Origin of the sequence: Sphingomonas sp. R-74633, from assembly GCF_013416555.1 — a bacterium.
GTDB lineage: Bacteria > Pseudomonadota > Alphaproteobacteria > Sphingomonadales > Sphingomonadaceae > Sphingomonas.
In genome coordinates, this window is record NZ_JACCFG010000001.1 from 674412 (window position 1) to 697607 (window position 23196).

A 23196-nucleotide genomic window follows, 5' to 3' on the forward strand; every position below is an offset into this window, starting at 1 on the left:
ACGGCGGCCCGCGATGGAAATGGGACATTCGGTCCCAGCATCAGCGGCGGAACGAAATGGGGCGGGCCGCCGGATAGCGACCCGCCCCAATTTGTACCCGAAAGCGCGGCTCAGCGCGGCAGTGCCGCCGCCTCGCGCGCCAGCGCCTCGACCTGCTCGTAGCTCGCACCCTTCGGCGTCACCCAGGAGCCGCCGACGCAAAGGATCGGGTCGAACGCCAGCCACTCCGGCGCGGTTGCCGCTGAGATGCCGCCGGTCGGGCAGAATTTGCACTGGTAGAAGGGCGCAGCCAGCGCCTTCAGCGCCTTGAGGCCGCCCGACGTCTCCGCCGGGAAGAACTTGAAGTGCGTCAGCCCGAGATCGAGCCCACGCATGATGTCGCCCGCATTCGCGATGCCCGGCAGATACGGCACGCCGCTGCGGACGATCGCGTCGCCCAGGCGGTCCGTCAGGCCCGGCGAGACGATGAACTCGGCATCGGCCTTCATCACCTGCTCGAACTGGTCGGTGTTCACGACCGTGCCCGCGCCGACGATCGCGCCTTCGACCTTCTTCATCTCGGCGATCGCTTCGAGCGCCGCCTCGGTGCGCAGCGTCACTTCGAGCACGCGCAGGCCGCCCTTCACCAGCGCCTCCGCCAGCGGGCGCGCCGTGGCGGCGTCTTCGATCACGAGCACCGGGATCACCGGCGCGGTCTGCATGATGGCTTCGATATTCAAAGTGCGTGCTCCTGCGCGAACGCCGCGGCGGCACCGTACAGGCCCGGCTGCGGGTGCGTGATGAGCTTCACCGGAATGGAGGACATCAGACCCTGGAACCGGCCCTTGGCGACGAACCGCTGGCCGAAGCCCGACTGCAACAGATGGTCCTTCAAGCGCAACCCCAGACCGCCGGCAATTACGACACCGCTGGGTCCGTGGCACAGCGCCAGGTCGCCCGCGATCGCGCCCAGGCTCAGGCAGAAGCGGTCAAGCGCGGCCACCGCCAGCTCGTCCTTGCCTTCCAGCGCCAGCGTCCAGATCGCCTTGTCGTCGAGCCTATGGACCGGCTTGCCCTCGAGCTCGGCCAGCGTCTCGTACAGCGCGACGATGCCCGGGCCGGCGACCACGCGCTCCTTCGAGACGCGGGTATAGGTCTTGCGCAGCCGCTTCACGAGCGCGTCCTCGATCGGGTCGAGCGGCGCGAAATCGCTATGCCCGCCCTCGGTGGCTATCACGTCATAGCCGGCGCGGTGGCGGAACACCTGCGCCACGCCGAGGCCGGTGCCCGGTCCGCAGACGGTGATCGATCCGCTGTCCGGCAGCGATTCGTCGGGCCCGCACAGATGCAGGAAATGTTCGCTGCCCATCTGCGCCACGGCATGGCCGATCGCCGCGAAGTCGTTGACCACAGTCCAGGTATCGGCGCCCAGTCGCTCGGGGATCAGGGCAGGGCGGATGATCCAGGGATTGTTGGTCAGCTTGATGATGTCGCCGCCCACCGGCGATGCCACCGCCAGCGCCGCCGCCTTGGGCAGCGGCCGGCCGAGCGCCTCGCCATAAGCCTGCCAGGCGAGCTGGAGGCTCGGATGTTCGGCAACCTTCTGCGTGATCGGCTCGCTGATCGAGACGACGCGGCCATTCGCGACTTCTGCGACGGCAAAGCGGGCATGCGTCCCGCCGATATCGACCGCGACGACTTCCATGCCTTCTCCTCACGCCTCTCCACGCGCCACCTTGGGTATGGCAGCGTTGTCGGCGCCCTTCTCTAGGTTACCGCCGCGGAAGTAAAGCGGCATCGCCAAATCACCCGGAAAGCCTTTTGCGCGGCGTCAAACCCTGCGGCCCCGTGCGAGCGTAACGCGGCCTCCTCAATCAAGGAGACCGAAGATGCGCCGCGCTATTCCCCTCGCACTGGCACTCGCCGCCGGCATCGCCATGCCCGCGCAGGCGCAGGAGGAGACCGGCATCGGGGCCGGCGACGTGCTCGTCCGCCTGCGCACCATCCTGGTCGCGCCTACCGAAAAGGCCGGGCCGATCCAGCCGGGCGTACCCACCGGCTCGGTCAAGGTCGATAACGGCTACATGCCCGAGGTCGACTTCACCTATATGGCGACCGATCATATTAGCGCCGAGCTGATCGTCTCGACCACCAGGCACAATATCCAGGGCACCGGCGCGATCGCCGGGCTCGGCAAGGTGGCGGACACCTGGGCGCTGCCGCCCACGCTGACGCTGCAATATCATTTCGCGCCGAAAAGCCATGTCCGGCCGTACGTGGGCGCCGGCGTCAACTACACGATCTTCTATTCGAGCGGCGCGTCCGATTCGCTCAACGCCGCGCTCGGCGCCACCAAGGTGAAGCTCGACGACAGTTTTGGCTATGCGCTCCAGGCCGGCGTCGACGTCGACATCACGAAGAAGGTCTTCGTCAATCTCGACGTGAAGTTCATCGACATCGACACCACCGCGCGCCTCACCACCGGCGGCGCGGTCAACAAGGTCAATGTCAGCCTCGATCCGTTCGTGTTCGGCGCGGGTGTCGGCTTCCGCTTCTAGGGGAGCGGAAAACTCCCCTCCCTGAAAGGGAGGGGCTGGGGGTGGGTGGAATGCCCACTATGCAGGCGGGGCAGGCGACACGAAGCCGTATCGCCAGGCGCTACCCACCCCTCGATCCCCTCCCTTTCAGGGAGGGGAAGCAGTTACAGCCCGGCTTCCGCCAGCATCGCCGAGGCACCCTTTTCGGCCTCGTCGCAGTGGTGGCGCAGCATCGCGAACAGCTCGCGGCCGGTGCCGATCGCCGGCGGCGGCGTCTCGGCCTGTTCGCGGGCATCCCACTCGGCCGGATCGACCAGCGCCGTCAGCACGCCTTCCTCGGCGCAGACGCGGACGATGTCGCCGGTGCGCAGCTTGCCGATCGGGCCGCCGCCCAGCGCCTCGGGGCTGAGATGGATCGCGCACGGCACCTTGCCGCTCGCGCCCGACATGCGGCCATCGGTCACCAGCGCGACCTTGAAGCCGCGATTCTGCAGCACGCCCAGCGGCGGGGTCAGCTTGTGCAGCTCGGGCATTCCGTTCGCCTTGGGCCCCTGGAAGCGGACGACCACCACGATATCGCGATCCAGTTCGCCGGCCTTGAAGGCTTCCTGCACTTCGGCCTGGTCCTGGAACACACGGCACGGCGCCTCGATCGTCCAGCGATCGCGCTCGACGGCGGAGACCTTGATGCAGGCGCGCCCCAGATTGCCCTTGAGGATGCGGAAGCCGCCCTCGGGGGAGAAGGGCTCGGCTGCGGTGCGCACGATAGTGTCGTCACCGCTCTGCGCGCCGTGATCGGTCCATACCAGCGCGTCGCCCGCCATTTCGGGCTTGCGGCCATAATCGGCCATGCCGCCCTTGCCGACGGTCAGCGTGTCGCCATGCATCAGCCCGGCGCCGAGCAGCTCCCGGATCACGAAGCTGGGCCCGCCGGCATCCTCGAAGCCGTTCACGTCGGCCGAGCCGTTCGGATAGACGCGCGCCAATAGCGGCACGATGCGCGAGAGCCGGTCGAAATCGTCCCAGTCGATCGTGATCCCCGCCGCCCGTGCGAAGGCCGGGACGTGGATCAGGTGATTGGTCGAGCCGCCCGTCGCCAGCAACACGATCGCCGCGTTGACGATCGTCTTCTCGTCGACGACATGGCCGATCGGGCGATAATCCTCGCCGTTCCAGCCGATATCCGCCAGCCGGTGGACGGCGGCACGAGTCAGCTCCTGGCGCAGCTTGGTGCCCGGGTTGGCAAAGGCCGCGCCCGGCATGTGCAGGCCCATCGCCTCCATCATCATCTGGTTCGAATTGGCGGTGCCGTAGAAGGTGCAGGTGCCCTTCGAGTGATAGGCCGCGATCTCGGCGTCGAGCAGCTCGTCGCGGCTGACTTTCCCTTCCGCGTACAGCTCACGGATCTTGGCCTTTTCCTTGTTGGCCAGCCCCGAGCGCATCGGCCCGCCCGGCACCATCACCATCGGCAGATGCCCGAAGCGCAGCGCGCCCATCAGCAGCCCCGGCACGATCTTGTCGCAGATGCCGAGCAGCGCCGCGCCTTCGAAGGTGCGGTGGGAGAGGGCGACCGCGGTGCTCAGCGCGATCGTGTCGCGGCTGAACAGCGACAGCTCCATGCCCTGATAGCCCTGGGTGACGCCGTCGCACATCGCCGGCACGCCGCCCGCGACCTGCGCCGTAGCGCCGGCCTCGTGCGCCCAGATCTTCATCTGCTCGGGGTAGCGATAATAGACCGCATGCGCCGACAGCATGTCGTTGTAGGCGGTCACGATCCCGATGTTCATCTTCTTGCCGGCCTTGAGCTCGTCGCGCTGCTCGTCGGTGCCGGCATAGGCATGGGCAAGGTTGGCGCAGCCGAGCTTGGGCCGGTCATTGCCCGAGGCGAGCTCGGTATCGACCAGAGCGAGATAGGCGCGGCGCTTCGCTTTCGAGCGCTCGATGACGCGATCGGTGACGGCGGCGATTTCGGTGTGGAGCTGGGTCATATGCCTATTCCGCTTGCACTATCTGCAATAGCTGCTCCCCGGCGAAGGCCGGGGCCCAGTCTCGGGCTGGTAACTGAGGTGCCCGAACCTCTCGAAAATCATCGCAACTGGGCCCCGGCCTCCGCCGGGGAACAGCAGGGATGCATCACGCCGCCCAGTGAATATCCACCGGCAGCTCGACATCGGCGAGCACGCGACCGACCGGGTAGGACGACGACGCGCCCTGTTCGATCGCCGCTTCGAGCACTTCCTTCTTGGTGTCGCCGGTGATCGCGATCATCAGCGCGCGCGCCGTGGTGATCGCCGAGCGCGACAGCGTCACGCGGGCAACCGGGGCCTCGGGCGGCAGCGGATCGGGCATCACGCCCAGTGCGCGGCGCTCCTTCGGGCCGTTGAGCGCTTCATCATAGTCGGGGCCGGGGAAGATCGAGGCGCAATGCCCGTCGCCGCCAATGCCGAGCAGGCAGAGGTCGAGCGGCCAGTGCACGTCCTGAAGCAGCGCATCGGCCGAGCGGCCCGCGGCCTTGTAGTCGGGCGCCTTGTCCGAGACGAGCGGGATCACCCGCGCGCCCTTGGGGATGAAGATCTTGCCGATCGCGGTGACGTTCGAAAGCGGATCGCCGAGCGGCACGATGCGATCATCGCCGGGGATGATCGTCACGCGCTTCCAGTCGATCTTCGCCTTCACCAGCTTCTCGTAGATCGGCAGCGGGGTCTTGCCGCCCGCCAGCGCGATCACCGCCGCGCCGCGCGCATCGATCGCGCTCTCGATGATGAAGCCGATATCCCCCGCGACGGCCTCGGCCATCTCGTCGGCATCGTCATAGTCCCACCATTCGATTTCGGTCGTCATGTTCTTTCCTTGCGCTTCAGGTGGGTATCCAGGGTTCAAAAATCATCGTCATGCTGAACTTGTTTCAGCATCCAAGGCTCCGCTTGGGAAACCGTCGCCTGCGGCACGTTGGACCCTGAAACAAGTTCAGGGTGACGGTTCCCCACAAACTATCACTCGTTCCACGTCACCCCATCGCGCTCGGTGAGCGCGACCGAGGCGCTCGGTCCCCAGCTGCCCGAGGCATAGGGTTTGGGCTTCACGCCGCTGGCCTTCCAGCCGTCGCGGATCGCATCGATCCATTCCCACTGGGCTTCCACCTCGTCACGGCGGACGAACAAGGTCGGGTCGCCCTCGATCAGGTCGAGCAGCAGCCGCTCATAGGCGATGCGGCGGCGGGTGCCGGCGAATTCATGCTCGAGGCTCAGGTTGAGCGGTACTTCCGCGAGGCGAATGCCGTCGCGGTCGAGACCCGGCTCCTTCGCCATCACCAGCAGCTGGATATATTCCTCGGGCTGCAGGCGGATCACCAGCGTGTTGGGCTTCAGCGCGCCGCCGCGCTCCTCGAAGATCGAGTGCGGCACCGGCTTGAATGTGATCACGATCTCGCTGCGCCGTTCTGCGAGGCGCTTGCCGGTGCGCAGGTAGAAGGGCACGCCGTGCCAGCGCCAATTGTCGACATGCGCCTTGATCGCGACGAAGGTCTCGGTGTCCGAGTTCTTCTCCAGGTCGGTGTCGTACGAGCGGACGATCTCGCCCTTCACCGCGCCGCCGCCATATTGGCCGGTCACCGTCAGGTTGGGCACGTCAGCGCCCTTGATCGGGCGCAGCGAGCGCAGGACCTTGACCTTCTCGTCGCGGATCGCAGTGCCGTTGAAGCGGGCAGGGGGCTCCATCGCGATCAGTGCGAGCAGCTGGAGCATGTGGTTCTGCACCATGTCGCGCAGCGCGCCGACATCGTCATAATAGCCCGCGCGGCCCTCGAGCCCGACCGTCTCGGAGACGGTGATCTGGACATGCTCGATGCCCTGCGCGTTCCACACCGGCTCGAACAGCGAGTTGCCGAAGCGCAGCGCCAGGATGTTCTGCACCGTCTCCTTGCCGAGATAGTGATCGATCCGGAAGGTGCGGTCCTCGGGAAAGGCCTCGGCGACGATGTCGTTGACCACGCGGCTGGAGGCGAGGTCGACGCCCAGCGGCTTCTCAAGCCCGATGCGGACATTGTTGCCGGTCAGCCCCGCCGATTCGAGCCCCTTGATCGTCGGGCCGAACAGCGAGGGCGCGGTCGACAGGAAAATCGCCAGCCCGCCCGAGATGTCGCCAAGCTTCTCCGCCAGCGCGGCGAAGCCGTCGGTCTTCGAGGCATCGAGCCGCTGATAGAACAGCCGCTCGAGGAAACTCCCGACAGCGCTGTCATCTTTCCTGTCAGCAGGAAGGAATTTTTCGAGGGCTTCGCGGGTGAATTCACGGAAGCCCGCATCGTCGTGATCCGAGCGTGCGGTGCCCGTGATGGTCAGGCCCTGGGGCAGCAATCCGTCGGCATGGAGGCCGTAGAGCGAGGGGAGCAGCATCCGCTGGGAAAGGTCGCCGGTGGCGCCGAACAACAGCAATTTGCCCGCGGGCTGGCTCATGGATCGCCTCTCTTTTTCGTTTCGGGCCCCGGAGACACCAATGGAACGCAAAGATCAAGGCTGGTGGCAAAGGTTACCGGTGGCAATGATCCGTCATCCCGGCGAAAGCCGGGATCTCAGGCCGTATCGCCCCACCGCACGAGATCCCGGCTTTCGCCGGGATGACGGTCAGTGACTAGAGCACCAGGCCGTCGGTCTGCTCGAACCCGGCCATGATGTTGAGGTTCTGCACTGCCGCACCCGCGGCGCCCTTGCCGAGATTGTCGAGCGTCGCCACCAGCCGTGCCTGGCCGGTCTCGGCATTGCCGAACACGCGCAGCGAGAGCCGGTCGGTGCCCGCATCCTCCTCGATCGTCACTGCGGTAACGTCGCTCGGCAGCACCTGCACGATCGGCGAATCCTTGTATGCCTCGCGCAGTGCGTTCTCGATCGCCTCGAGCGAAGGCCGCCGGGTGAAGGCGTGGAGGGGCAGGGGCACCTCGACCAGCATCCCGCGATAGGTCCGCGCCACCGCCGGCTGGAAGATCGGCGGGTGCACGATGCGGGCGTGCTTGGTCATCTCGGGCACATGCTTGTGCCCCAGCGTCAGGCCATAGTTGCGGAACGCCGTCTCGGTATAGGTCGCGCCCTTGGCGTCCTCGAACTCGGCGATCATGTTCTTGCCGCCGCCCGAATAGCCCGAGACCGCGTTGACGCTCAGTGGATAGTCGTGCGGCACCAGGCCCGCGCGGACCAGCGGGCGAATCAGCGCCAGGAAGCCGGTGGGGTAGCAGCCGGGGTTGGAGACGCGCGCGGCTTCCGCGATCTGCGCCGCCTGGCCGGGCTCGAGCTCGGGGAAGCCATAGGTCCAGCCATCCGCCACGCGGTGCGCGCTCGACGCGTCGATCACGCGGACCTTGGCCGCCTTGATCATGTCGACCGCTTCGCGCGCCGCGTCGTCGGGCAGGCAGAGAATCACGAAGTCCGCCGAATTGAGCGCATCCTCGCGCTTCGCGGCGTTCTTGCGGTCCTTGTCGCTCAGGATGATCTGCTCGATCCCCGCCCGGCCATCCAGCCGCTCGCGAATCTCCAGGCCCGTGGTGCCCACGGCGCCGTCGATGAAAACCCGAATCGTCATGCCGCAGGCCGCTCCAGCACGCTGGCGGGCACATAGCCGACCAGCTTCTGCCCCGGGACGACACCCCAGGCATGGTCGCCTGCCAGTTCGAGCACTTCGAAGATCTCGCCCTGCTTCAGCTGGGCGAGCACGTCCGAATCGGGCTTGGGACCCGCATGGAGCGCGATGGGAGCGATGATCGAGCGTGGCATAGGTGCAGCATAATGGGGTGCGAACACCCGATCCGCCAGACGCACGTCTGCCAGGTCACGACGAACGGCATCGACCCTGGGATCGATGGCAACCGAACGACCCTTCAGCGAGAAACGCTTACGCGCTGGCCCTGCGGGCGACTGGTTCGGCGATGTGCCCCCCAGCGAGGAAATGCCCGAATTCTGCAAGAAACTCTGCCCCTTCCGCGGTCTTGGCGACGAAGATGTTCCGCTTGTCGGTATCGTCGCGCTGGCGGCGCAGATAGCCGAGCGTGCCCAGTCTATTCAAGGCACGTGTCACGACGGGCTTCGATACGTTCAAAGCCCGGGCCAATCCGCGCACGGTGTGAGGGCCGGGATCCAGATAGACGAGCATCAGCAGCGCCATTTGCCTATTGGTCAAGTCCGGTTCGCCCGATCGCACATAGTCGATCAGCGTGTTCTTCCACGAAGAAAGCGAGCTGTCGGTCATTGCGTTCACGGCATATACTCTGTTGTTACGCCCCCGGTACGCCCGGGTGACTCCTCTTAACGCGCATGAAACGATCCGGTTTCGCTCCGGGTGCGAAATGTTACATCTTTGTTGGGGATGTTGCGCTTCAAGGGGCGAGCCGGTGGTTGATCGCGGCGGGTTGCTCCCCTATGTGCCGCCTTTCACAAGAGGCCCGCGCACTTTCATGTTCACCTTCCTGCTCGTCATCCAGGCAATCATCGCGGCGCTGCTCGTGACCGTGATCCTCATGCAGAAGTCGGAAGGCGGCGGCCTTACTTCGAGCGGCAGCCCCTCGGGCCTGATGTCGGCGCGCAGCGCGGCGGACTTCCTGACGCGCACCACGGCGATTCTCGCAGGCACCTTCATCCTGATGTCGATCGTGCTCGCCTTCATCGCGGCGAGCCGCCACGGCTCGACGATCGATGCATCGCTCCAGCGCGCCACCCCGGTCACCGCGCCGCAGGCGCTGCCGACCAGCGCACCTCCGGGCGGCGCTCCGTTCGCGCCGACTCAGGGCAACAGCACGGCTCCGGCCGCGCCGTCGGCCCAGGGCAACAGCGCGGTTCCGCTCGCCCAATAATCCGCCGACCCGGGCTGAACCCGGGTTCGTCCACAAAAATAGTGCCCGGTGGCGTGATTCGCACGCTTCCGGCGCGCGTCCATTCACGTTAGGCGTTTTCTCCCATGGCGCGGTATATCTTCATCACCGGCGGCGTGGTCTCCTCGCTTGGCAAGGGTCTCATGGCAGCGAGCCTCGCGGCTCTGCTCCAGGCTCGAGGCTATCGGGTCCGCATCCGCAAGTTCGATCCCTATCTCAATGTCGATCCCGGCACGATGTCGCCGCACCAGCATGGTGAGGTCTACGTCACCGACGACGGCGCCGAGACCGATCTCGACCTGGGGCATTACGAGCGCTTCACCGGCGTCGCCTCGCGCCAGAGCGACAACATCACGTCGGGCCGGATCTACAAGACGATCATCGAGCGCGAGCGCCGCGGCGACTATCTCGGCGCCACCGTCCAGGTGATCCCGCACGTCACCGATGCGATCAAGGTCTTCGCCCAGGCGGATACCGAGGATCTCGATTTCGTCCTGTGCGAGATCGGCGGCACCGTCGGCGACATCGAGTCGCTGCCCTTCGTCGAGGCGATTCGCCAGCTCAGGAACGATCTCGGCCGCGGCAACTCGGTCAGCGTTCACCTGACGCTCGTGCCCTACATCGCCGCCGCCGGCGAGCTGAAGACCAAGCCGACCCAGCACAGCGTCCGCGAGCTCGCCTCGCTCGGCGTCCATGCCGACGTCATCGTCTGCCGCAGCGAGAAGCCGCTGCCGGAGAGCGACCGCGCCAAGATCGCCTTGTTCTGCAACGTCCCGGCCTCGTCGGTCATCCCCGCGCTCGATGCCAAGAGCATCTACGGCGTGCCGCTCCAATATCATGCCGAGGGACTCGACATCGAAGTGCTCCGCGCCTTCGGCATCGAAGTCGCCGAGGGTTCGCCCGATCTCACCCGCTGGGAGCAGATTCTCGATCGCATCGAGAACCCCGAGGGCGAAGTCACGATCGGCGTGGTCGGCAAATATATGGGCGTGCCTGACGCCTATAAGTCGCTCACCGAGGCGCTCACCCATGGCGGCATTGCCAACCGCGTGAAGGTCAACATCCGCTGGATCGACGCCGAATTGTTCGAACAGGACGATGAGGAAGAAATCACCGCGCAGCTCGAGCCGCTGCACGGCATCCTCGTCCCCGGCGGCTTTGGCGAGCGCGGCAGCGAGGGCAAGATCGCCGGCGTCAAGTTCGCCCGCGAGCGCAACGTGCCGTTCTTCGGCATCTGCCTCGGCATGCAGATGGCGTGCATCGAGGGTGCGCGGGCAGGGGGCGTCACCGATGCCTCGACCACCGAATTCGGCCCGACGCAGGAGCCGGTGGTCGGCATGATCACCGAATGGATGACCTCGGACGGCCTGCAGAAGCGCGAGGAAGGCGGCGATCTCGGCGGCACAATGCGCCTCGGCGCCTATACCGCGAAGCTCGGCGGCAACTCGGTCGTCAGCTCGATCTACGGCGCCGACGAGATCAGCGAGCGCCACCGCCACCGCTACGAAGTCAACACCGCCTACAAGCCGGTGCTCGAGGCAGGCGGCCTGGTCTTCTCCGGCATGTCGCCCGACGGTGCGCTGCCCGAGATCGTCGAGCGGCCCGACCATCCCTGGTTCGTCGGCGTGCAGTTCCACCCGGAACTCAAGTCAAAGCCCTTCGAACCGCACCCGCTCTTCGCCGGCTTCATCGAAGCCGCGGTTCGGCAGAGCCGGCTGGTCTGAACCGATACCCAAGCTGATCCCCGGCGAAGGCCGGGGCCCAGGGTTTCTCTGCCGTGTCGTTTGCAACTCTGGGCCCCGGCTTTCGCCGGGGAACTGGAAGATATGAACGCCCCGCGCTAAGCCCCTGCGAAAAGGGGCCATTGCATGTCGGATTTCGAGTTCATCTTCGCGCTGTACGGCCTGTTGCTCGGCCTGTCGCTCGCCGAAGTGCTGGGCGGGCTCGCCCGCGCGATCGAGGCACGGCTGCGGCCCGGGTCCACCGTCCGCATCGGCTGGCTCACCCCGCTGCTCGGCGCCTTCGTTCTGCTCGACCTGCTGTCCTTCTGGCAGGCCGCCTGGGTGGTGCGCGATACCGTGCTCGTCTCGGGCAAGGCGCTGATGGCGATCACCGCCTTTGCCGGTGCCTATTATCTCGCCGCGCACCTCGTCTTCCCGCGCGACGTCGAGAACCAGCCCGATTTCGACGCGCATTTCTTCCGCGTCCGCCGCGTCATCATCGGCGTGCTGGTCGCACTGCTCATCTGCCAGCTCGGCTTGTACGCCAGCCTGCCGACGATCGCCCCGCACCTCCTGCGCCCGCTGGCCCTCGGCCTCGTCGCGATCCTGCTGCTGCTGATGGGGGCGGCGATGTTCGTGCCGACCGAGCGGTGGGCGCGCGTGGTGATGCTCGCCCTCGTCGCGCGCTATGTGGTGGTGTACCTGCTCTAGGTTGCATGCTCGAAGCTGATCCCCGGCGAAGGCCGGGGCCCAGTCTCGGCGTCTCTGGTTAGGCGGTCGAACCCCTCGAACGACATTGCAGCTGGGCCCCGGCCTTCGCCGGGGAACTATGAGCCCTTCGCCTCCACCGCCGCCCGCACCTTCGCCGCCACCTCCGCCGTGGCGGGATTGTAGATCATCAGGTTGAGCTCCGGCCGCCCCTCCACCGCGAAGGTCGAGAATTCCAGCGTGATCGGCCCCAGCACCGGATGCCGCAGCCGCTTCACGCCGTCGCCCGGATAGCCGACGACATCATTGCTCTGCCACAGCGCCGCGAACTCGGCGCTGGTCCGGCTGAGCTCCTCGACCAGCGCGCTGATCTCGTGCGAGGCGCCCGCCCGCGTCACGTCCGCCCGGAACGCCGCGACGAGATAGCGCGCCACGCTCATCCAGTCCTCCTGCGCCGCCTGGGTCGCCGAATCGGAGAACATCCGCCGCAGCACGTTACGCTCGGCCGGCGCCACCGTGCCATAATCGGTGAGCGCCACGGCCGCCGCGCGGTTCCACGCGACCACGTCCCAGGTCGCCGTGCGGATCATCGCCGGGACGAACTCCATTGCGTCGAGCACCCGTTGCAGCCGCGGCGAAATCCCCTCGCCACCGCGATAGCGGGCCTCGGGCGGGTGCCCGAAGGCGAGCATGTAAAGATGCTCGCGCTCGGGCTCGGTCAGCATCATGCCGCTCGCGATCCGGTCGAGCACATCGGCCGAGGGCGCGCCGCCGCGGCCCTGTTCGAGCCAGGTGTACCAGGTCGGGCTGATGTTCGATCGCTGCGCCACTTCCTCGCGCCGCAGCCCCGGCGTCCGCCGCCGCCCGCTCCCGAACCCGAAGCTCGCCGGATCGAGCCGCGTGCGCCGGTCGCGCAGGAACCTGCCCAGGGGGGTGCCGATCTCTTCCATGCCGATCCTGTTGGTCATTATACTAGGATAAGGTCACTACTTTAACAGGAAGAGCGCCAGTCCCACAACAGTCTTCGAACGACAAAACGGAGTTTGTCCCATGCGTGTTTTCCTCACCGGCGCCACCGGCTTCATCGGTTCGCGAATCGTCCCCGAGCTGCTCGCCGCCGGCCACCAGGTGCTCGGCCTCACTCGATCGGACGCCGGCGCCGCCGCGCTCGAGGCGCAGGGCGCACAGGTCCATCGCGGCACGCTCGAGGATCCCGCCAGCCTCGCCGCGGGCGCGGCACAGGCGGACGCGGTGATCCACACCGCCTTCGATCACGACTTCGCCAACTTCGTCGCCAATTGCGAGAAGGACCGCGCCGTCCTCGAGGCGATGGGCGAAGCGCTCAAGGGCAGCGACCGCCCGCTGATCCTCACCTCGGGCACCGGCATGGGCGGCGTCGGCCATGGCAAGCTCGCCGACGAGGACGTGTTCGACGACAGCCACCCCAATCCGCGCATCCTTTCCGAGCTGACTGGCCAGAAGCTGCTCGACGCCGGCCTCGACATTCGCGTCGTCCGCCTGCCGCAGGTGCACGATCCGGTCCGCCAAGGCCTGATCAGCCCCTATGTCCAAATCGCGGGCGAGAAGGGCGTCGCCGCCTATATCGGCGATGGCGCCAATCGCTGGCCCGCGGCGCATGTCGATGACGTGGCCAGGCTCTATGTCCTCGCGCTCGACAAGGGCACGAAGGGCGCGCGCTATAATGCGGTCGCCGAGGAAGGCGTCACCGCCCGCACGATCGCCGAAGCCGTCGCCGCCGGGCTGGACGTGCCGGCCCGTTCGCTCACGCCCGAGGAGGCCGGCACGCATTTCGGCTGGCTCGCGATGTTCATCGCCCTCGACATGCCCGCCTCGAGCGCCAAGACCCGCCAGCGCCTCGGTTGGCAGCCGACCGGTCCGGGCCTGATCGAGGACCTGCGTGCGATGGATTATGCGGTGCCGCTCAAGCCCTGGTAAGCCGCGGCACTTTCTTTCTTGGTTCCCCGGCGAAGGCCGGGGCCCAGTCTCGGCGCATCTGGTTAGGCGCGGGAACCTCTCGAACGACATCGCAACTGGGCCCCGGCCTTCGCCGGGGAGCAACTAATCAGGGTTCAGCCCGCCCTAGTCCTCGCTCCGCCCCACGCCCTTCCCGATCGCGCACATAATGATGCGCAAGCGGGAAGGGCGGCAGCCAGCTTTCGCGCCGCACCGTCCAGTTCTCATAGCTCGGCACGAACTGGTCCGGCGTATCCAGTGACCCCAGCGTCACTTCGATCTCGTCGCCATAGCGCGCAAACACCGACGAGCCGCAGACCGGACAGAAGCAGCGCCCCTTATAGTCGCGCGTCTCGCCGGTGATCGTCACGGCGTCCTCCGGGAAGATCGCCGCGGCATAGAACAGCGCGCCGTGATGCTTGCGGCAGTCGAGGCAGTGGCACAGCCCGACCCGGTACGGCTCGCCGGCCGCCTCGATCCGCACCGCGCCGCACAGGCAGCCGCCGCTATGTGTTTCCATGCCTGGCCTCCTCCATACGCTATGGTCGCCGATGTTCACGCGGAACGCTTTGGCGCGGGAAAACGCTTCCAAAACCCGTCCCGTTTCGATTAGCGAGCCCGCATGCGTATCCTTGTCGCCCTCCTCGCGCTCTGCCTCACTGCCGCCGCCGCTCCACAGGAGCCCGGCACGATCCGCGTGCGTCTGGTCACTTCGGCCGGGAATATTGTCGTCGCGCTGGATGCGAAGCACGCGCCGAAGACGGTCGCCAATTTCATGGCCTATGTCGACGATGGCCGGCTGGAGAAGACGGAATTCTACCGCTCGGCGCGGCGCAAGGGCGATCCCACGCACGGCTTTGTCCAGGGCGGGATCGGCACCGATGCGCGGCGGATGCTGCCCTCGGTGCCGCTCGAATCGACCGAAGTGACCGGACTGAAGCATCTGGACGGCACGATCTCGATGGCGCACGGCCCCAACCCGGACGGCGCCAATTGCAACTTCTCGATCATGGTCGGCCCCAACCCCGGGCTCGACGCGCGCGGCCAGTTCCGCGGCTTTGCGGCGTTCGGCAAGATCGTCTCGGGCATGGACGTGGTGAAGCGCATCCTGGCGCTCCCCACCGGCGGTGGCCGCGATGCGATGAAGGACCAGATGATCCTCCAACCGGTCAGGATCCTCCGCGCAGAGCGGCTCGACGGCGTGGCCAAGCCTACCGGCCGCGTGAAGCCCTGGCTGATCGGCGCCGGCCGCTAGGGGCCTTTCCTACACGCCAATGTTCCACTAATGTTCCAGCGTCCCGCAAGGGCCGCTCTTTGAACCGGTGAAAGCAGCAATGTGAACTTCGGGCGTCCGAAGTGTCTGGGCGTGCATCCTTCCGCACTCCCGGGAGCGATACGTGAGCGCGCCGCGAAACCCTGCCAGGCCGCAAAGCTAGCAAACATCCGCGTACGAAAGTGTCCGAAAGTGTCTGAATCATGCGGATACACAAAGGGCGCCCGAACCATGGTCCAGGCGCCCCCCGCTGCGACGTCCAAAGGGAGGAAGACGTCGCGAGCCGTGGTGGGTGGTGTCAGGCGGCGTCCGCCTCGCGATGCTCGATCGGGCTCGGCTGGCCGGCGCCGTTCACTGCGATCTTCTTCGGCTTCATCGCCTCGGGCACTTCGCGGACCAGCTCGACCACGAGCAACCCGTCGGCCAGATCGGCGCGCTCGACGCGGACGAAGTCGGCCAGTTCGAATCGGCGCTCGAAGCTGCGGTTGGCGATGCCCAGGTGCAGATAGGCGCCTTGGTTGTTCTCGTTCTCCTCGCGCTTCTTGCCGGCCACCTGCAGCAGATTCTGCTGCGCGGTGATGTCGATCTCGTCGGGCTTGAAACCGGCGACGGCGAGGGTGATCCGGTAGCGGTCCTCGGCGATGCGCTCGAGGTTGAACGGGGGATAATTCTCGGATGCCTGCTGGCGGGCGCTGGCCTCGAGCAGGTCGAACAGCCGGTCGAAACCGATCGTCGAGCGGCGGAAGGGAGTGAAGTCGAACTGGCGCATATCAAGACCTTCGTGAAGCGAATTGATCGATGTCCACGGCGCCCGGACAGCCCGCGACGCCGCGGTTTTTCGCGGCCCGTTACGGCGCCGCTTGATACAGATTGTGTTGGATCGGGTGGCTTTCAAGTGCGCCGAAACGAGGGCGCGGCGCGGCGGTCAACCGCGGCTAGGGATCGCTAAACATCTCCTTGTTCGCTAATGTCCACCAAATCAGTGGAGATTAAGTGCAACACGGCCAAAGGGGATGATGATGAGCCTTGCTTCGCTTTCGCTACTGCTCCTGACGAGTACCGCTCCCGCGCCTCAGGACGCGCCTGTGCCGCAGGAAAAGGCCAGGCCGGCGCAGGAAGGCGGGGAGATCGTCGTCACCGCGCGGCGCCGCGAGGAGCGCGCCCAGGACGTGCCGATCGCGATCTCGGTGATCGGTGGCGCGACGATCGAGAATACCGGCGCGAGCAACCTCAATCGCCTGCAGACTTCGCTGCCCGCGGTGCAATTCTACTCGAGCAACCCGCGCAACTCGGCGATCAACATCCGCGGCCTCGGCGCGCCGTTCGGCCTCACCAATGACGGCATCGAGCAAGGCGTCGGCTTCTATCTCGACCAGGTCTATATCGGCCGCATCGGTGCATCGACCTTCGACTTTGTCGATGTCGAGCGAGTCGAGGTGCTGCGCGGTCCCCAGGGCACGCTCTACGGCAAGAACACCACCGCCGGTGCGATCAACATCACCACCCGCGCACCCAGCTTCACGCCTGAGAGCAAGGTCGAGCTCAGCGTCGGCAATTATGACCTGATCTCGGCCAAGGCATCGGTCTCGGGGCCCTTGAGCGACACGGTCGCGCTGCGCATCTCAAGCGCGGTGACCAGCCGTGGCGGGACGATCGAGAATGTCCGCACCGGCGAGGACCTTCACAAGCAGCGCACGAGCAGCTTCCGCGGCCAGCTGCTGTGGAAGGTGAACGACGATATCGACCTGACCTTCTCGGGCGACTGGAACCTCCAGAACCCGCTGTGCTGCGTCCAATATTATGTCCGAACCGGAGCGACCCAGCGCCCGCTCGCCCGCCAGTACGCGGCACTCGCCACGGCGCTGGGCTATGCGCCGCCGAGCACCGACGCCTTCGATCGCAAGACCGATCTCGATGCCGAGATCAACTCGCGCCAGGAGATTGGCGGCGCCTCGCTCGTCGCCAACTGGAACCTCGGCCCGGTCACGCTGACCTCGGTCACGGCATGGCGCTATTGGGACTGGCAGCCGAAGAACGACCGCGATTTCATTGGCCTGCCGATCACGACGGTCTCGCAGAACCCGTCGCAGCAGAAGCAGTTCAGCCAGGAACTGCGCCTCGCCTCGAACGGCGACGGCCGGCTCGACTACACGCTCGGCGCCTTCTTCTTTCACCAGACGATCAATACCCAGGGCTCGCAGGTCCAGGGCGCGGCGGCCAGCCGCTGGCTGCTCTCGGGCGCCGACTCGCTCAACCCGAATGTGCTGAACGGGCTGACCTCGACCAACACGATTAACTTCGACAACACCAGCTTCGCGCTGTTCGGCAAGCTAAACTGGGAGCCGGCCGACGGCTTCCACATCCAGCCGGGCCTGCGGCTGAACTACGACAAGAAATCGGGCTATTACGACTCGGTCGTCAGCATCCACAACGCGCAGTATAATTTCGATGCCTCGGCGGATAACGTCGCAGCGCTGTTTGCCGCCACCTCGGGCGCGGCGCGGACGACCTTCCAGAACCAGATCAACACGCTGGCGCCGCAGCGCTACAGCCCGCGCTTCAGCGACTGGAACGTGTCGGGCGACATCACCGCCTCATACGACCTGTCGCGCGATGTTCACGCTTACGCCACCTATGCGCGCAGCTTCAAATCGGGCGGCATCAACCTCTCCGGCCTGCCGCTCAACTCGACCAGCACCGGCGTCGATCTCACCACCCAGACGGTGAAGCCCGAGAAGGTCGATCACTTCGAGATCGGTCTCAAGACCCAGTTCCTCGATCGCCGCCTGACGATCAACGCCGCGGCGTTCTGGACCGAAGTGAAGGACTATCAGGCGACGGTGAACAACAACGCGATCAACGTTATCCGCGGCTATCTCGCCAATGCCGGCAAGGTCCGTTCGCGCGGCTTCGAGTGGGACGCCTCGTTCCGACCCAGCCGCGCGTTCAACCTCTACTTCAACGGCGCCTATACCGACGCCAAATATATCGACTTCAAGAACGCACCGTGCCCGCCCGAGCTCTCCGGCGGCACCGCGACTGCGCCGGGCGGCGTCACGGATCCGGCCGGCACGCCCGGTGGCCGCAGCCCCGCTTATTGCGACATTTCGGGCCAGGTGCTGCCGGGCATCTCCAAATGGTCGCTGAGCTGGGGCGGCGAGGTTCGCCAGCCGGTCGGCGATGGCGATGTCTATCTCGGCTATGACGGCAGCTGGCGCGAGCGCTTCTCGTCCAACCCGTCGCCCTCCGCCTATACCTGGATCGACGGCTATTCGCTGTCGAACGTCCGCCTCGGCTGGCGGCGCCCGGACCTCAACATCTATGGCTGGGTCCGCAACGTCTTCGACCAGAACTATTATGAGCTGCTCTCGACTCAGTCGGGCAGCACCGGCCTGATCGTGGGTCAGCCGGGCGATCCGAGGACCTATGGCCTGACGATCAGCAAGTCGTTCTGAGTTGCACGATCTGACCTCCTGCCATGGCCGGGGGAGGTTAGGGGAAGGGAGGCGGCGCCCGCACCGCCTCCCTTCTTTACATGCCGGCCGCGCTATTTGATCTGGGTTTAACCGACGCTCGCTATACTTCGCCTCTATATTGGGGAGGTCATGCGGGTAGCCAGGAAATCTGTGCCGAGCTTCAGCGGGGCGGGCTTGCTCGCCGCGCTGGTGTGCGCGTGCCAGATCGTCGGCGGGCTGGTGTGGGTGCAGACCACAGCCTTCAGCAACGCAGGCTATGTCAACGTCCTGCTGATTGCCTCGCTCTGCATCTCGGTGCTGGTGGTCTCGCGCCTCAGAATCCCCAACCCGATCCGCGCGCTGCTCGTGCTGGGCGCAATCATCGTATTGCTCGGCGTCGCCGTGCGCGGCGACCTGACCGGCGTGAAGAGTGTGAGCGAGACGGTGATGTCGGTGCTGGGACGGCGCTCCACCGAAATTCCCCAGCCCGAGCAGGAGGCGGGCGGTACGGCGCGGCCCAAGGCCGGTGCTGCGCGGGTCGAACTGGTGCCGGGCGAGGGCGGGGACGGCGGCTGGGCCGGTCGGCTAAACGATGCCGCGCGCGCGCGGATCGAGGGCGGCGCTCCGGCGGAGATCCATGGCAATGTCACGCTCGCAGAGGGCGACACCAGCCGTCCGCGAATCGGCTGGTCGGTCGCCTGGTCTGGGACGACGCTATCCTGCGGTCGGCTGAGCGCAGTAGCGACTCGCCCTGAAGGGCTGACCAATCAGGTCGTCGGCACCTTCCAGCAGGCGCTCGCGCGGACCGCCGAGCTCAAGCGGCCTTCCTGCTACTGAACCGTCTCCGTGCTCTGATCGAGCGTGACGATCACCATTGCGCCGCCCACGGCATAGCCGCTGGCAAGCGGCGCGACCGAGATGCGCGCGCCGATCTCCTCCGCGCCCCCGCACAGCAGTCGCGCGTCGAACGCCTCCGCTTCCGCGCGGCCGCTCAGTACACGTTCGATCGCCTCGCGGGCCACCGAACGGTCGCGTACGGCCAGCAGATCGGAGAAGCGCAGCCCGAGGATCCGCTCGCGCGCCAGGCCGACCAGCTTGGCGAACTCGGCCTCGACCATCGTCACGGTGCCGCGCACGGTGAGCCGCAGCACTTCGATCCGTCCATGCGCCTGCCGGGCCTTTTCCAGCGCAGTCTGTTCCGCCAGCCTGGCTTCCTCATCGTCCTCGTAGCTGACCCGGAGCAGCAGTGCGACGCCCTCGACCCAGGGAAAGGCGCGCACGCGTAGCCGCGTGCCATTCTCCTCGTCGAGCAGCAGGTCGAACTGCGCCTGCTCGCCGCTGCGCAACACGTGGCGCAGGCTGGAGAGCATCGTGGCGTGCGTCGAACTGGGCAGCACGTCGGTGATCGGAGTCCCGACCATCGTCGCCGCTGCCCGCCCGATGATCAGCGCTGCCGCGCTGGAGGCGTCGGTGATCCGCAGCGCGGTGTCGGCGACGAGCAGGCCGCCGTCCATATGCTCGACGAGGAACTGATATTCCAGTTCGCGCCGGGCGTTCTCGCCATCGCTTATCGAGCGCTCCGCATCCCAGCTCTCGGCGGCGAGCAGCACGTAGCGAGGGCGCCCATGATAGGTGATCGTCACCGGGCCGTGCATCGCGCGGTCCTGCCAATAGGCGAAATTGCGGGTAAGTTCCGCCGATGAAACCGTCTGTACAGAGGATCGTTGCATGAGGCGAAGCTCCGGGATTGTTCTACGAAACTGAAATTGTTCGCGTGGTTCGGCAGTAAATCCGATAATTACGTAAATTGCTCAATTTCAGTTGGACTCCGAAAATATCAGGAGATTAACGTAAATCAATATTGGGTAGATCGAGAATGGAGTTAAAAATCAATAGGATCGCCCGGGAAACGTCGATTCCGGACGTGAGCGGCGGTGGCATATGTTTACTGAAAATGCGGATATCTAACTTGCGATCGCACAAGGGATTTGGAAGGCGCCCCATGCGAAGAATCGCGCATGTGCCGGTGCTCGCCTCTGCCCGTTTTCCAGCCCTTCCGGGGGTGGCTGCGTCTGTGGCGTGACCGCCGCGGGGCGGCTGCGATCGAAATGGCGTTTTCGCTGCCGATCTTGCTGATGCTGATTTGCGGCATCGTCACCTATGGCGGCTGGTTCCTCTGCGCCAACAGCGTGCAACAGGCGGCGAACGAGGCGGCGCGGGCCTCGCTGGGCGGGCTCGATCCCAATGAACGCGCGACGCTGGTCCGCCAGGCGCTCGACGCCAATATGCGCAAGACCGGCACGCTCAAGACCGAGCGCATGAACAGCCTGATCGACGATGACGGGCACACGCTCACCGTGCACCTCAGCTACGACGCGGCGAAGGATCCGCTGCTCTCGATCAAACTCGTTCCGCTGCCCGCCGCGATGATCGAGCGCAGCGCCACCGTCGTGCTTTCCGCGCCATGAGCCGCGTCAATTCGATCCGGCTTCTCGGCGCACTGGCTGCGGACCGGCGGGGCAACATCACCATGTTGTTCGCGGGAGGCTTCGTGATGCTCGCCGGCTCGGCGGCGTTCGCAGTGGATACCGGCTCGCTCTATCTGGAGAAACGCCGGCTGCAGGGCGTGGCCGATGCCGCGGCGTTGAGCGCCGCCAACAGCGAAGCGGCAGAGACTGCGGCGCGATCGGCGATCAGCGCGAACAAGGCGGGCGACACGAATATCGAGCAGATCGAGCGCGGCAGCTATTCGCCCGACACCTCGCTGGCCCCCGATGCGCGCTTCTCGCCGTCGGGCAGTGACGGCAATGCCGTGCGCCTGACGATCGGCCGTGATGTGCCCCTGTTCTTCGGCAAGTTCCTGACCGGGCGGCCGACGGCGCGGGTATCGGTGCGCGCAGTCGCGGCGCGCGTGGATCTCGCCTCCTTCTCGATCGGCTCGCGACTTGCCTCGGTTGGTGGTGGGCTGCCCGGGCAGCTGCTGTCGAGCATCGCGGGGACCGACCTCAGCATCAATGTGATGGACGCGCAGGGACTGGTGAACGCCGATGTCGACCTGCTCGCCTTCATCGATGCGCTGCGTACCCAGGCAAGCCTTCAGGGCCTGACCTTTGGCGAGACGCTGGCGACCAATATCAGCCTGCCCAAGGTACTGAACGCGCTGGCGAGCACGGCATCGGGCACGAGCGCGCAATCGGCGCTGCGCGCGATCGCAGTGAAGGTGCCGCCGGTTACTGTGAAGCTCTCCCAGCTGATCGACCTCGGCCCGCTATCGGGCGAGACCAAAGTCGATCCCTCGCGCCCGATCAAGGCCGACGCCTATGCGCTGGTCCGCGAGGTACTGGAGACCGCAACCGGCAAACGCCAGCTCGATCTCGATCTTGGTGCCAATGTGCCGGGCGTGGTCTCGACCAAGGTGACGCTGGCGATGGGCGAGCGTCCGGCCAATTCGCCCTGGCTGGCAGTAGCGAAGGATCGCGGCATCAAGGTGCGCACCGCGCAGACGCGCCTCTATGTTGATGCTCGGGTCGGCGGATCGGGGCTGCTCTCGTCGACCTCGGTGCACCTGCCGATCTTCGTCGAACTCGCCAATGCCGAAGCCTCGCTCCGCAGCATTTCCTGCCCGACACCGTCCAGCGCGACGGTGTCGCTCGACGTGACCACCGCCGCCGGCCAGGTCGGGCTCGGCGACGTCGATACGGCGATATTGGGCAATTTCAACGCCGCGATCACGCCGCGTCGCACGACACTGGTGAAGCTGCTGGGCCTCGCCGAGGTTACTGGCGTGGCGAATGTCACGCTGGGCGGGGCGGGGGCGCAGAAGGCGACCTTCACCGCGCAGGAGATCGCGGCGGGCACTTCGCATTCGGTCTCGACCCACGATCTGACTGCGGGCGTCGCCGGTTCGTTGGTGAAGGGCATGGACATTCAGGCCAATGCGCTGGGGATTGGCGTCAATCTCACTCCGGTCACTTCCGCGGTGGGCGGGCTGCTGCAGGGCGTAGCGGTGCCGATCGATTCGCTGCTCAATGACCTGACCGGATTGCTGGGCGTGAATGTGGGACAGGCGGATGTGCGTGTGAACGGGCTGCGTTGCGGCAAGCCGATTCTAGTAGGGTAGGGAAGAAATGCCGGGTGACCGCCGAGGGTTGAAGATTACGCAGGGTGTGGACCGGCGCGATGCGATGCGCTGGCCGGTGTCGATCGCGGCGACGGTGAAGGAATCGCGCCTCTGCTTTCAGAGCGTGGCGATGGTCGAGATCTCGCGCACCGGCTGCCGGCTCGAGACCGGCTTCCTGCTGCCGCCGGGGATGCAGACGATCATCCGCCTGCCCGGCTTCAAGGCGCTGAACGCGACGGTGGTGTGGAGCGATCGCGCGGCGGCGGGCCTGCGCTTTGCTGCGCCATTGCATCCCGGCGTCGTGACGCATCTCATGAACCTGCCGAGCAAGCAGGAGCAATCCGAATATCGTCCGCTTTCGGCGCTGCGTTGAAGCAGCTCCCGGAGCCCTGAAACGGCAAACGCCCGGACCGTTTCCGATCCGAGCGCCTGCGTGACGAATGCTCGTCAGCCCCCTTTGTCAGGTCCATGCCCACACACTCGTACTTGCCTACGAGCGGGACTTGGAACCTCCCCGAACCACGGCCTTTCGCCTGCGCTTCGACGAGGGTTTTGCTAGGCGCCGGAACCGCTTTTGTC

The 23196-nt window shown here is 66.2% G+C and carries 23 protein-coding genes; 11 read left to right on the forward strand and 12 right to left on the reverse strand.

Translation table 11 applies throughout. The features are described from left to right. Positions 1-110: 110 nt before the first annotated feature. Positions 111-701, reverse strand: coding sequence for a bifunctional 4-hydroxy-2-oxoglutarate aldolase/2-dehydro-3-deoxy-phosphogluconate aldolase (eda, locus tag HZY97_RS03155; protein WP_257214914.1), 591 nt, complete (start codon positions 699-701; stop codon positions 111-113). Positions 702-715: 14 nt separating this feature from the next. Continuing rightward, the gene (glk, locus tag HZY97_RS03160; RefSeq protein ID WP_180140497.1) at positions 716-1684 is read right to left on the reverse strand and encodes a glucokinase; all 969 of its coding nucleotides are present in this window, start codon (positions 1682-1684) and stop codon (positions 716-718) included. A 184-nt stretch (positions 1685-1868) separates the two neighbouring features. Here glk and HZY97_RS03165 point away from each other — a divergent pair, with 184 nt between their 5' ends. Further along, on the forward strand, positions 1869-2537 hold the full coding sequence (locus HZY97_RS03165) for an OmpW family protein (protein WP_180140499.1): 669 nt from the start codon (positions 1869-1871) through the stop codon (positions 2535-2537). Between the two features lie 143 nt (positions 2538-2680). On the opposite strand, the gene edd is transcribed toward HZY97_RS03165, so the two are convergent. From edd to HZY97_RS03195, 6 genes are all read right to left on the reverse strand, one after another. Further along, a complete protein-coding gene (gene edd, locus HZY97_RS03170) occupies positions 2681-4504 on the reverse strand; it encodes a phosphogluconate dehydratase (protein WP_180140501.1) in 1824 nt (607 codons plus the stop codon). A 145-nt stretch (positions 4505-4649) separates the two neighbouring features. Further along, positions 4650-5357: a 6-phosphogluconolactonase gene (gene pgl / locus HZY97_RS03175; RefSeq protein WP_180140503.1), complete on the reverse strand. Its 708-nt coding sequence runs from the start codon at positions 5355-5357 to the stop codon at positions 4650-4652. Between the two features lie 152 nt (positions 5358-5509). Beyond that, positions 5510-6967 (reverse strand): glucose-6-phosphate dehydrogenase, encoded by a 1458-nt coding sequence (gene zwf / locus HZY97_RS03180; RefSeq protein WP_180140505.1) that lies wholly within the window; start codon positions 6965-6967, stop codon positions 5510-5512. Positions 6968-7142: 175 nt separating this feature from the next. Then, the gene (argC, locus tag HZY97_RS03185; RefSeq protein ID WP_180140506.1) at positions 7143-8084 is read right to left on the reverse strand and encodes an N-acetyl-gamma-glutamyl-phosphate reductase; all 942 of its coding nucleotides are present in this window, start codon (positions 8082-8084) and stop codon (positions 7143-7145) included. Then, complete coding sequence (locus HZY97_RS20885) at positions 8081-8275, reverse strand: SH3 domain-containing protein (RefSeq protein WP_257214855.1); 195 nt, start codon at positions 8273-8275, stop codon at positions 8081-8083. The genes argC and HZY97_RS20885 overlap by 4 nt, the downstream gene beginning before the upstream one ends. Positions 8276-8393: 118 nt before the next feature. Further along, positions 8394-8747: a MarR family transcriptional regulator gene (locus tag HZY97_RS03195; protein WP_180140508.1), complete on the reverse strand. Its 354-nt coding sequence runs from the start codon at positions 8745-8747 to the stop codon at positions 8394-8396. Positions 8748-8952: 205 nt separating this feature from the next. Here HZY97_RS03195 and secG point away from each other — a divergent pair, with 205 nt between their 5' ends. From secG to HZY97_RS03210, 3 genes are all read left to right on the forward strand, one after another. Further along, entirely contained in the window at positions 8953-9348 is a 396-nt protein-coding gene (gene secG / locus HZY97_RS03200; RefSeq protein WP_180140510.1) for a preprotein translocase subunit SecG, read from the forward strand. A 104-nt stretch (positions 9349-9452) separates the two neighbouring features. Further along, positions 9453-11090 carry a CTP synthase gene (locus HZY97_RS03205; RefSeq protein WP_180140512.1) on the forward strand — a complete coding sequence of 546 codons (1638 nt, stop codon included), beginning with the start codon at positions 9453-9455 and terminating at the stop codon, positions 11088-11090. A 144-nt stretch (positions 11091-11234) separates the two neighbouring features. Continuing rightward, complete coding sequence (locus HZY97_RS03210) at positions 11235-11798, forward strand: hypothetical protein (RefSeq protein ID WP_180140514.1); 564 nt, start codon at positions 11235-11237, stop codon at positions 11796-11798. A 116-nt stretch (positions 11799-11914) separates the two neighbouring features. Here HZY97_RS03210 and HZY97_RS03215 read toward each other — a convergent pair whose 3' ends face one another. Beyond that, the gene (locus tag HZY97_RS03215; RefSeq protein ID WP_257214856.1) at positions 11915-12763 is read right to left on the reverse strand and encodes a helix-turn-helix transcriptional regulator; all 849 of its coding nucleotides are present in this window, start codon (positions 12761-12763) and stop codon (positions 11915-11917) included. A gap of 82 nt (positions 12764-12845) precedes the next feature. Between HZY97_RS03215 and HZY97_RS03220 the strand changes: the two genes are divergently transcribed. After that, complete coding sequence (locus HZY97_RS03220) at positions 12846-13751, forward strand: SDR family oxidoreductase (protein WP_180140515.1); 906 nt, start codon at positions 12846-12848, stop codon at positions 13749-13751. 127 nt (positions 13752-13878) lie between these two features. On the opposite strand, the gene HZY97_RS03225 is transcribed toward HZY97_RS03220, so the two are convergent. Beyond that, the gene (locus HZY97_RS03225) at positions 13879-14289 is read right to left on the reverse strand and encodes a GFA family protein (RefSeq protein WP_180140517.1); all 411 of its coding nucleotides are present in this window, start codon (positions 14287-14289) and stop codon (positions 13879-13881) included. A 102-nt stretch (positions 14290-14391) separates the two neighbouring features. On the opposite strand from HZY97_RS03225, the gene HZY97_RS03230 reads away from it, so the two are divergent. After that, complete coding sequence (locus HZY97_RS03230; protein ID WP_180140519.1) at positions 14392-15024, forward strand: peptidylprolyl isomerase; 633 nt, start codon at positions 14392-14394, stop codon at positions 15022-15024. Positions 15025-15340: 316 nt separating this feature from the next. Here the strand turns inward: HZY97_RS03230 and HZY97_RS03235 are convergent, their stop codons facing one another. After that, entirely contained in the window at positions 15341-15811 is a 471-nt protein-coding gene (locus tag HZY97_RS03235) for an Hsp20 family protein (RefSeq protein WP_180140521.1), read from the reverse strand. A 250-nt stretch (positions 15812-16061) separates the two neighbouring features. Between HZY97_RS03235 and HZY97_RS03240 the strand changes: the two genes are divergently transcribed. Both HZY97_RS03240 and HZY97_RS03245 read left to right on the forward strand, forming a co-directional pair. Beyond that, a complete protein-coding gene (locus tag HZY97_RS03240; RefSeq protein WP_180140523.1) occupies positions 16062-18497 on the forward strand; it encodes a TonB-dependent receptor in 2436 nt (811 codons plus the stop codon). A gap of 171 nt (positions 18498-18668) precedes the next feature. Continuing rightward, on the forward strand, positions 18669-19334 hold the full coding sequence (locus tag HZY97_RS03245) for a hypothetical protein (protein WP_180140525.1): 666 nt from the start codon (positions 18669-18671) through the stop codon (positions 19332-19334). Here HZY97_RS03245 and HZY97_RS03250 read toward each other — a convergent pair. Then, complete coding sequence (locus tag HZY97_RS03250; RefSeq protein WP_180140527.1) at positions 19328-20227, reverse strand: PAS domain-containing protein; 900 nt, start codon at positions 20225-20227, stop codon at positions 19328-19330. The two genes, HZY97_RS03245 and HZY97_RS03250, sit on opposite strands and share 7 nt — an antisense overlap. A 288-nt stretch (positions 20228-20515) precedes the next feature. Between HZY97_RS03250 and HZY97_RS03255 the strand changes: the two genes are divergently transcribed. The 3 genes from HZY97_RS03255 to HZY97_RS03265 are packed head-to-tail and all read left to right on the forward strand — an operon-like array spanning position 20516 to position 22990. After that, the gene (locus HZY97_RS03255) at positions 20516-20965 is read left to right on the forward strand and encodes a TadE/TadG family type IV pilus assembly protein (protein WP_257214857.1); all 450 of its coding nucleotides are present in this window, start codon (positions 20516-20518) and stop codon (positions 20963-20965) included. Further along, positions 20962-22617, forward strand: coding sequence for a pilus assembly protein TadG-related protein (locus HZY97_RS03260; protein ID WP_180140530.1), 1656 nt, complete (start codon positions 20962-20964; stop codon positions 22615-22617). The genes HZY97_RS03255 and HZY97_RS03260 overlap by 4 nt, the downstream gene beginning before the upstream one ends. Positions 22618-22624: 7 nt before the next feature. Then, positions 22625-22990, forward strand: coding sequence for a PilZ domain-containing protein (locus HZY97_RS03265; protein WP_180140532.1), 366 nt, complete (start codon positions 22625-22627; stop codon positions 22988-22990). Positions 22991-23196 lie beyond the last annotated feature (206 nt).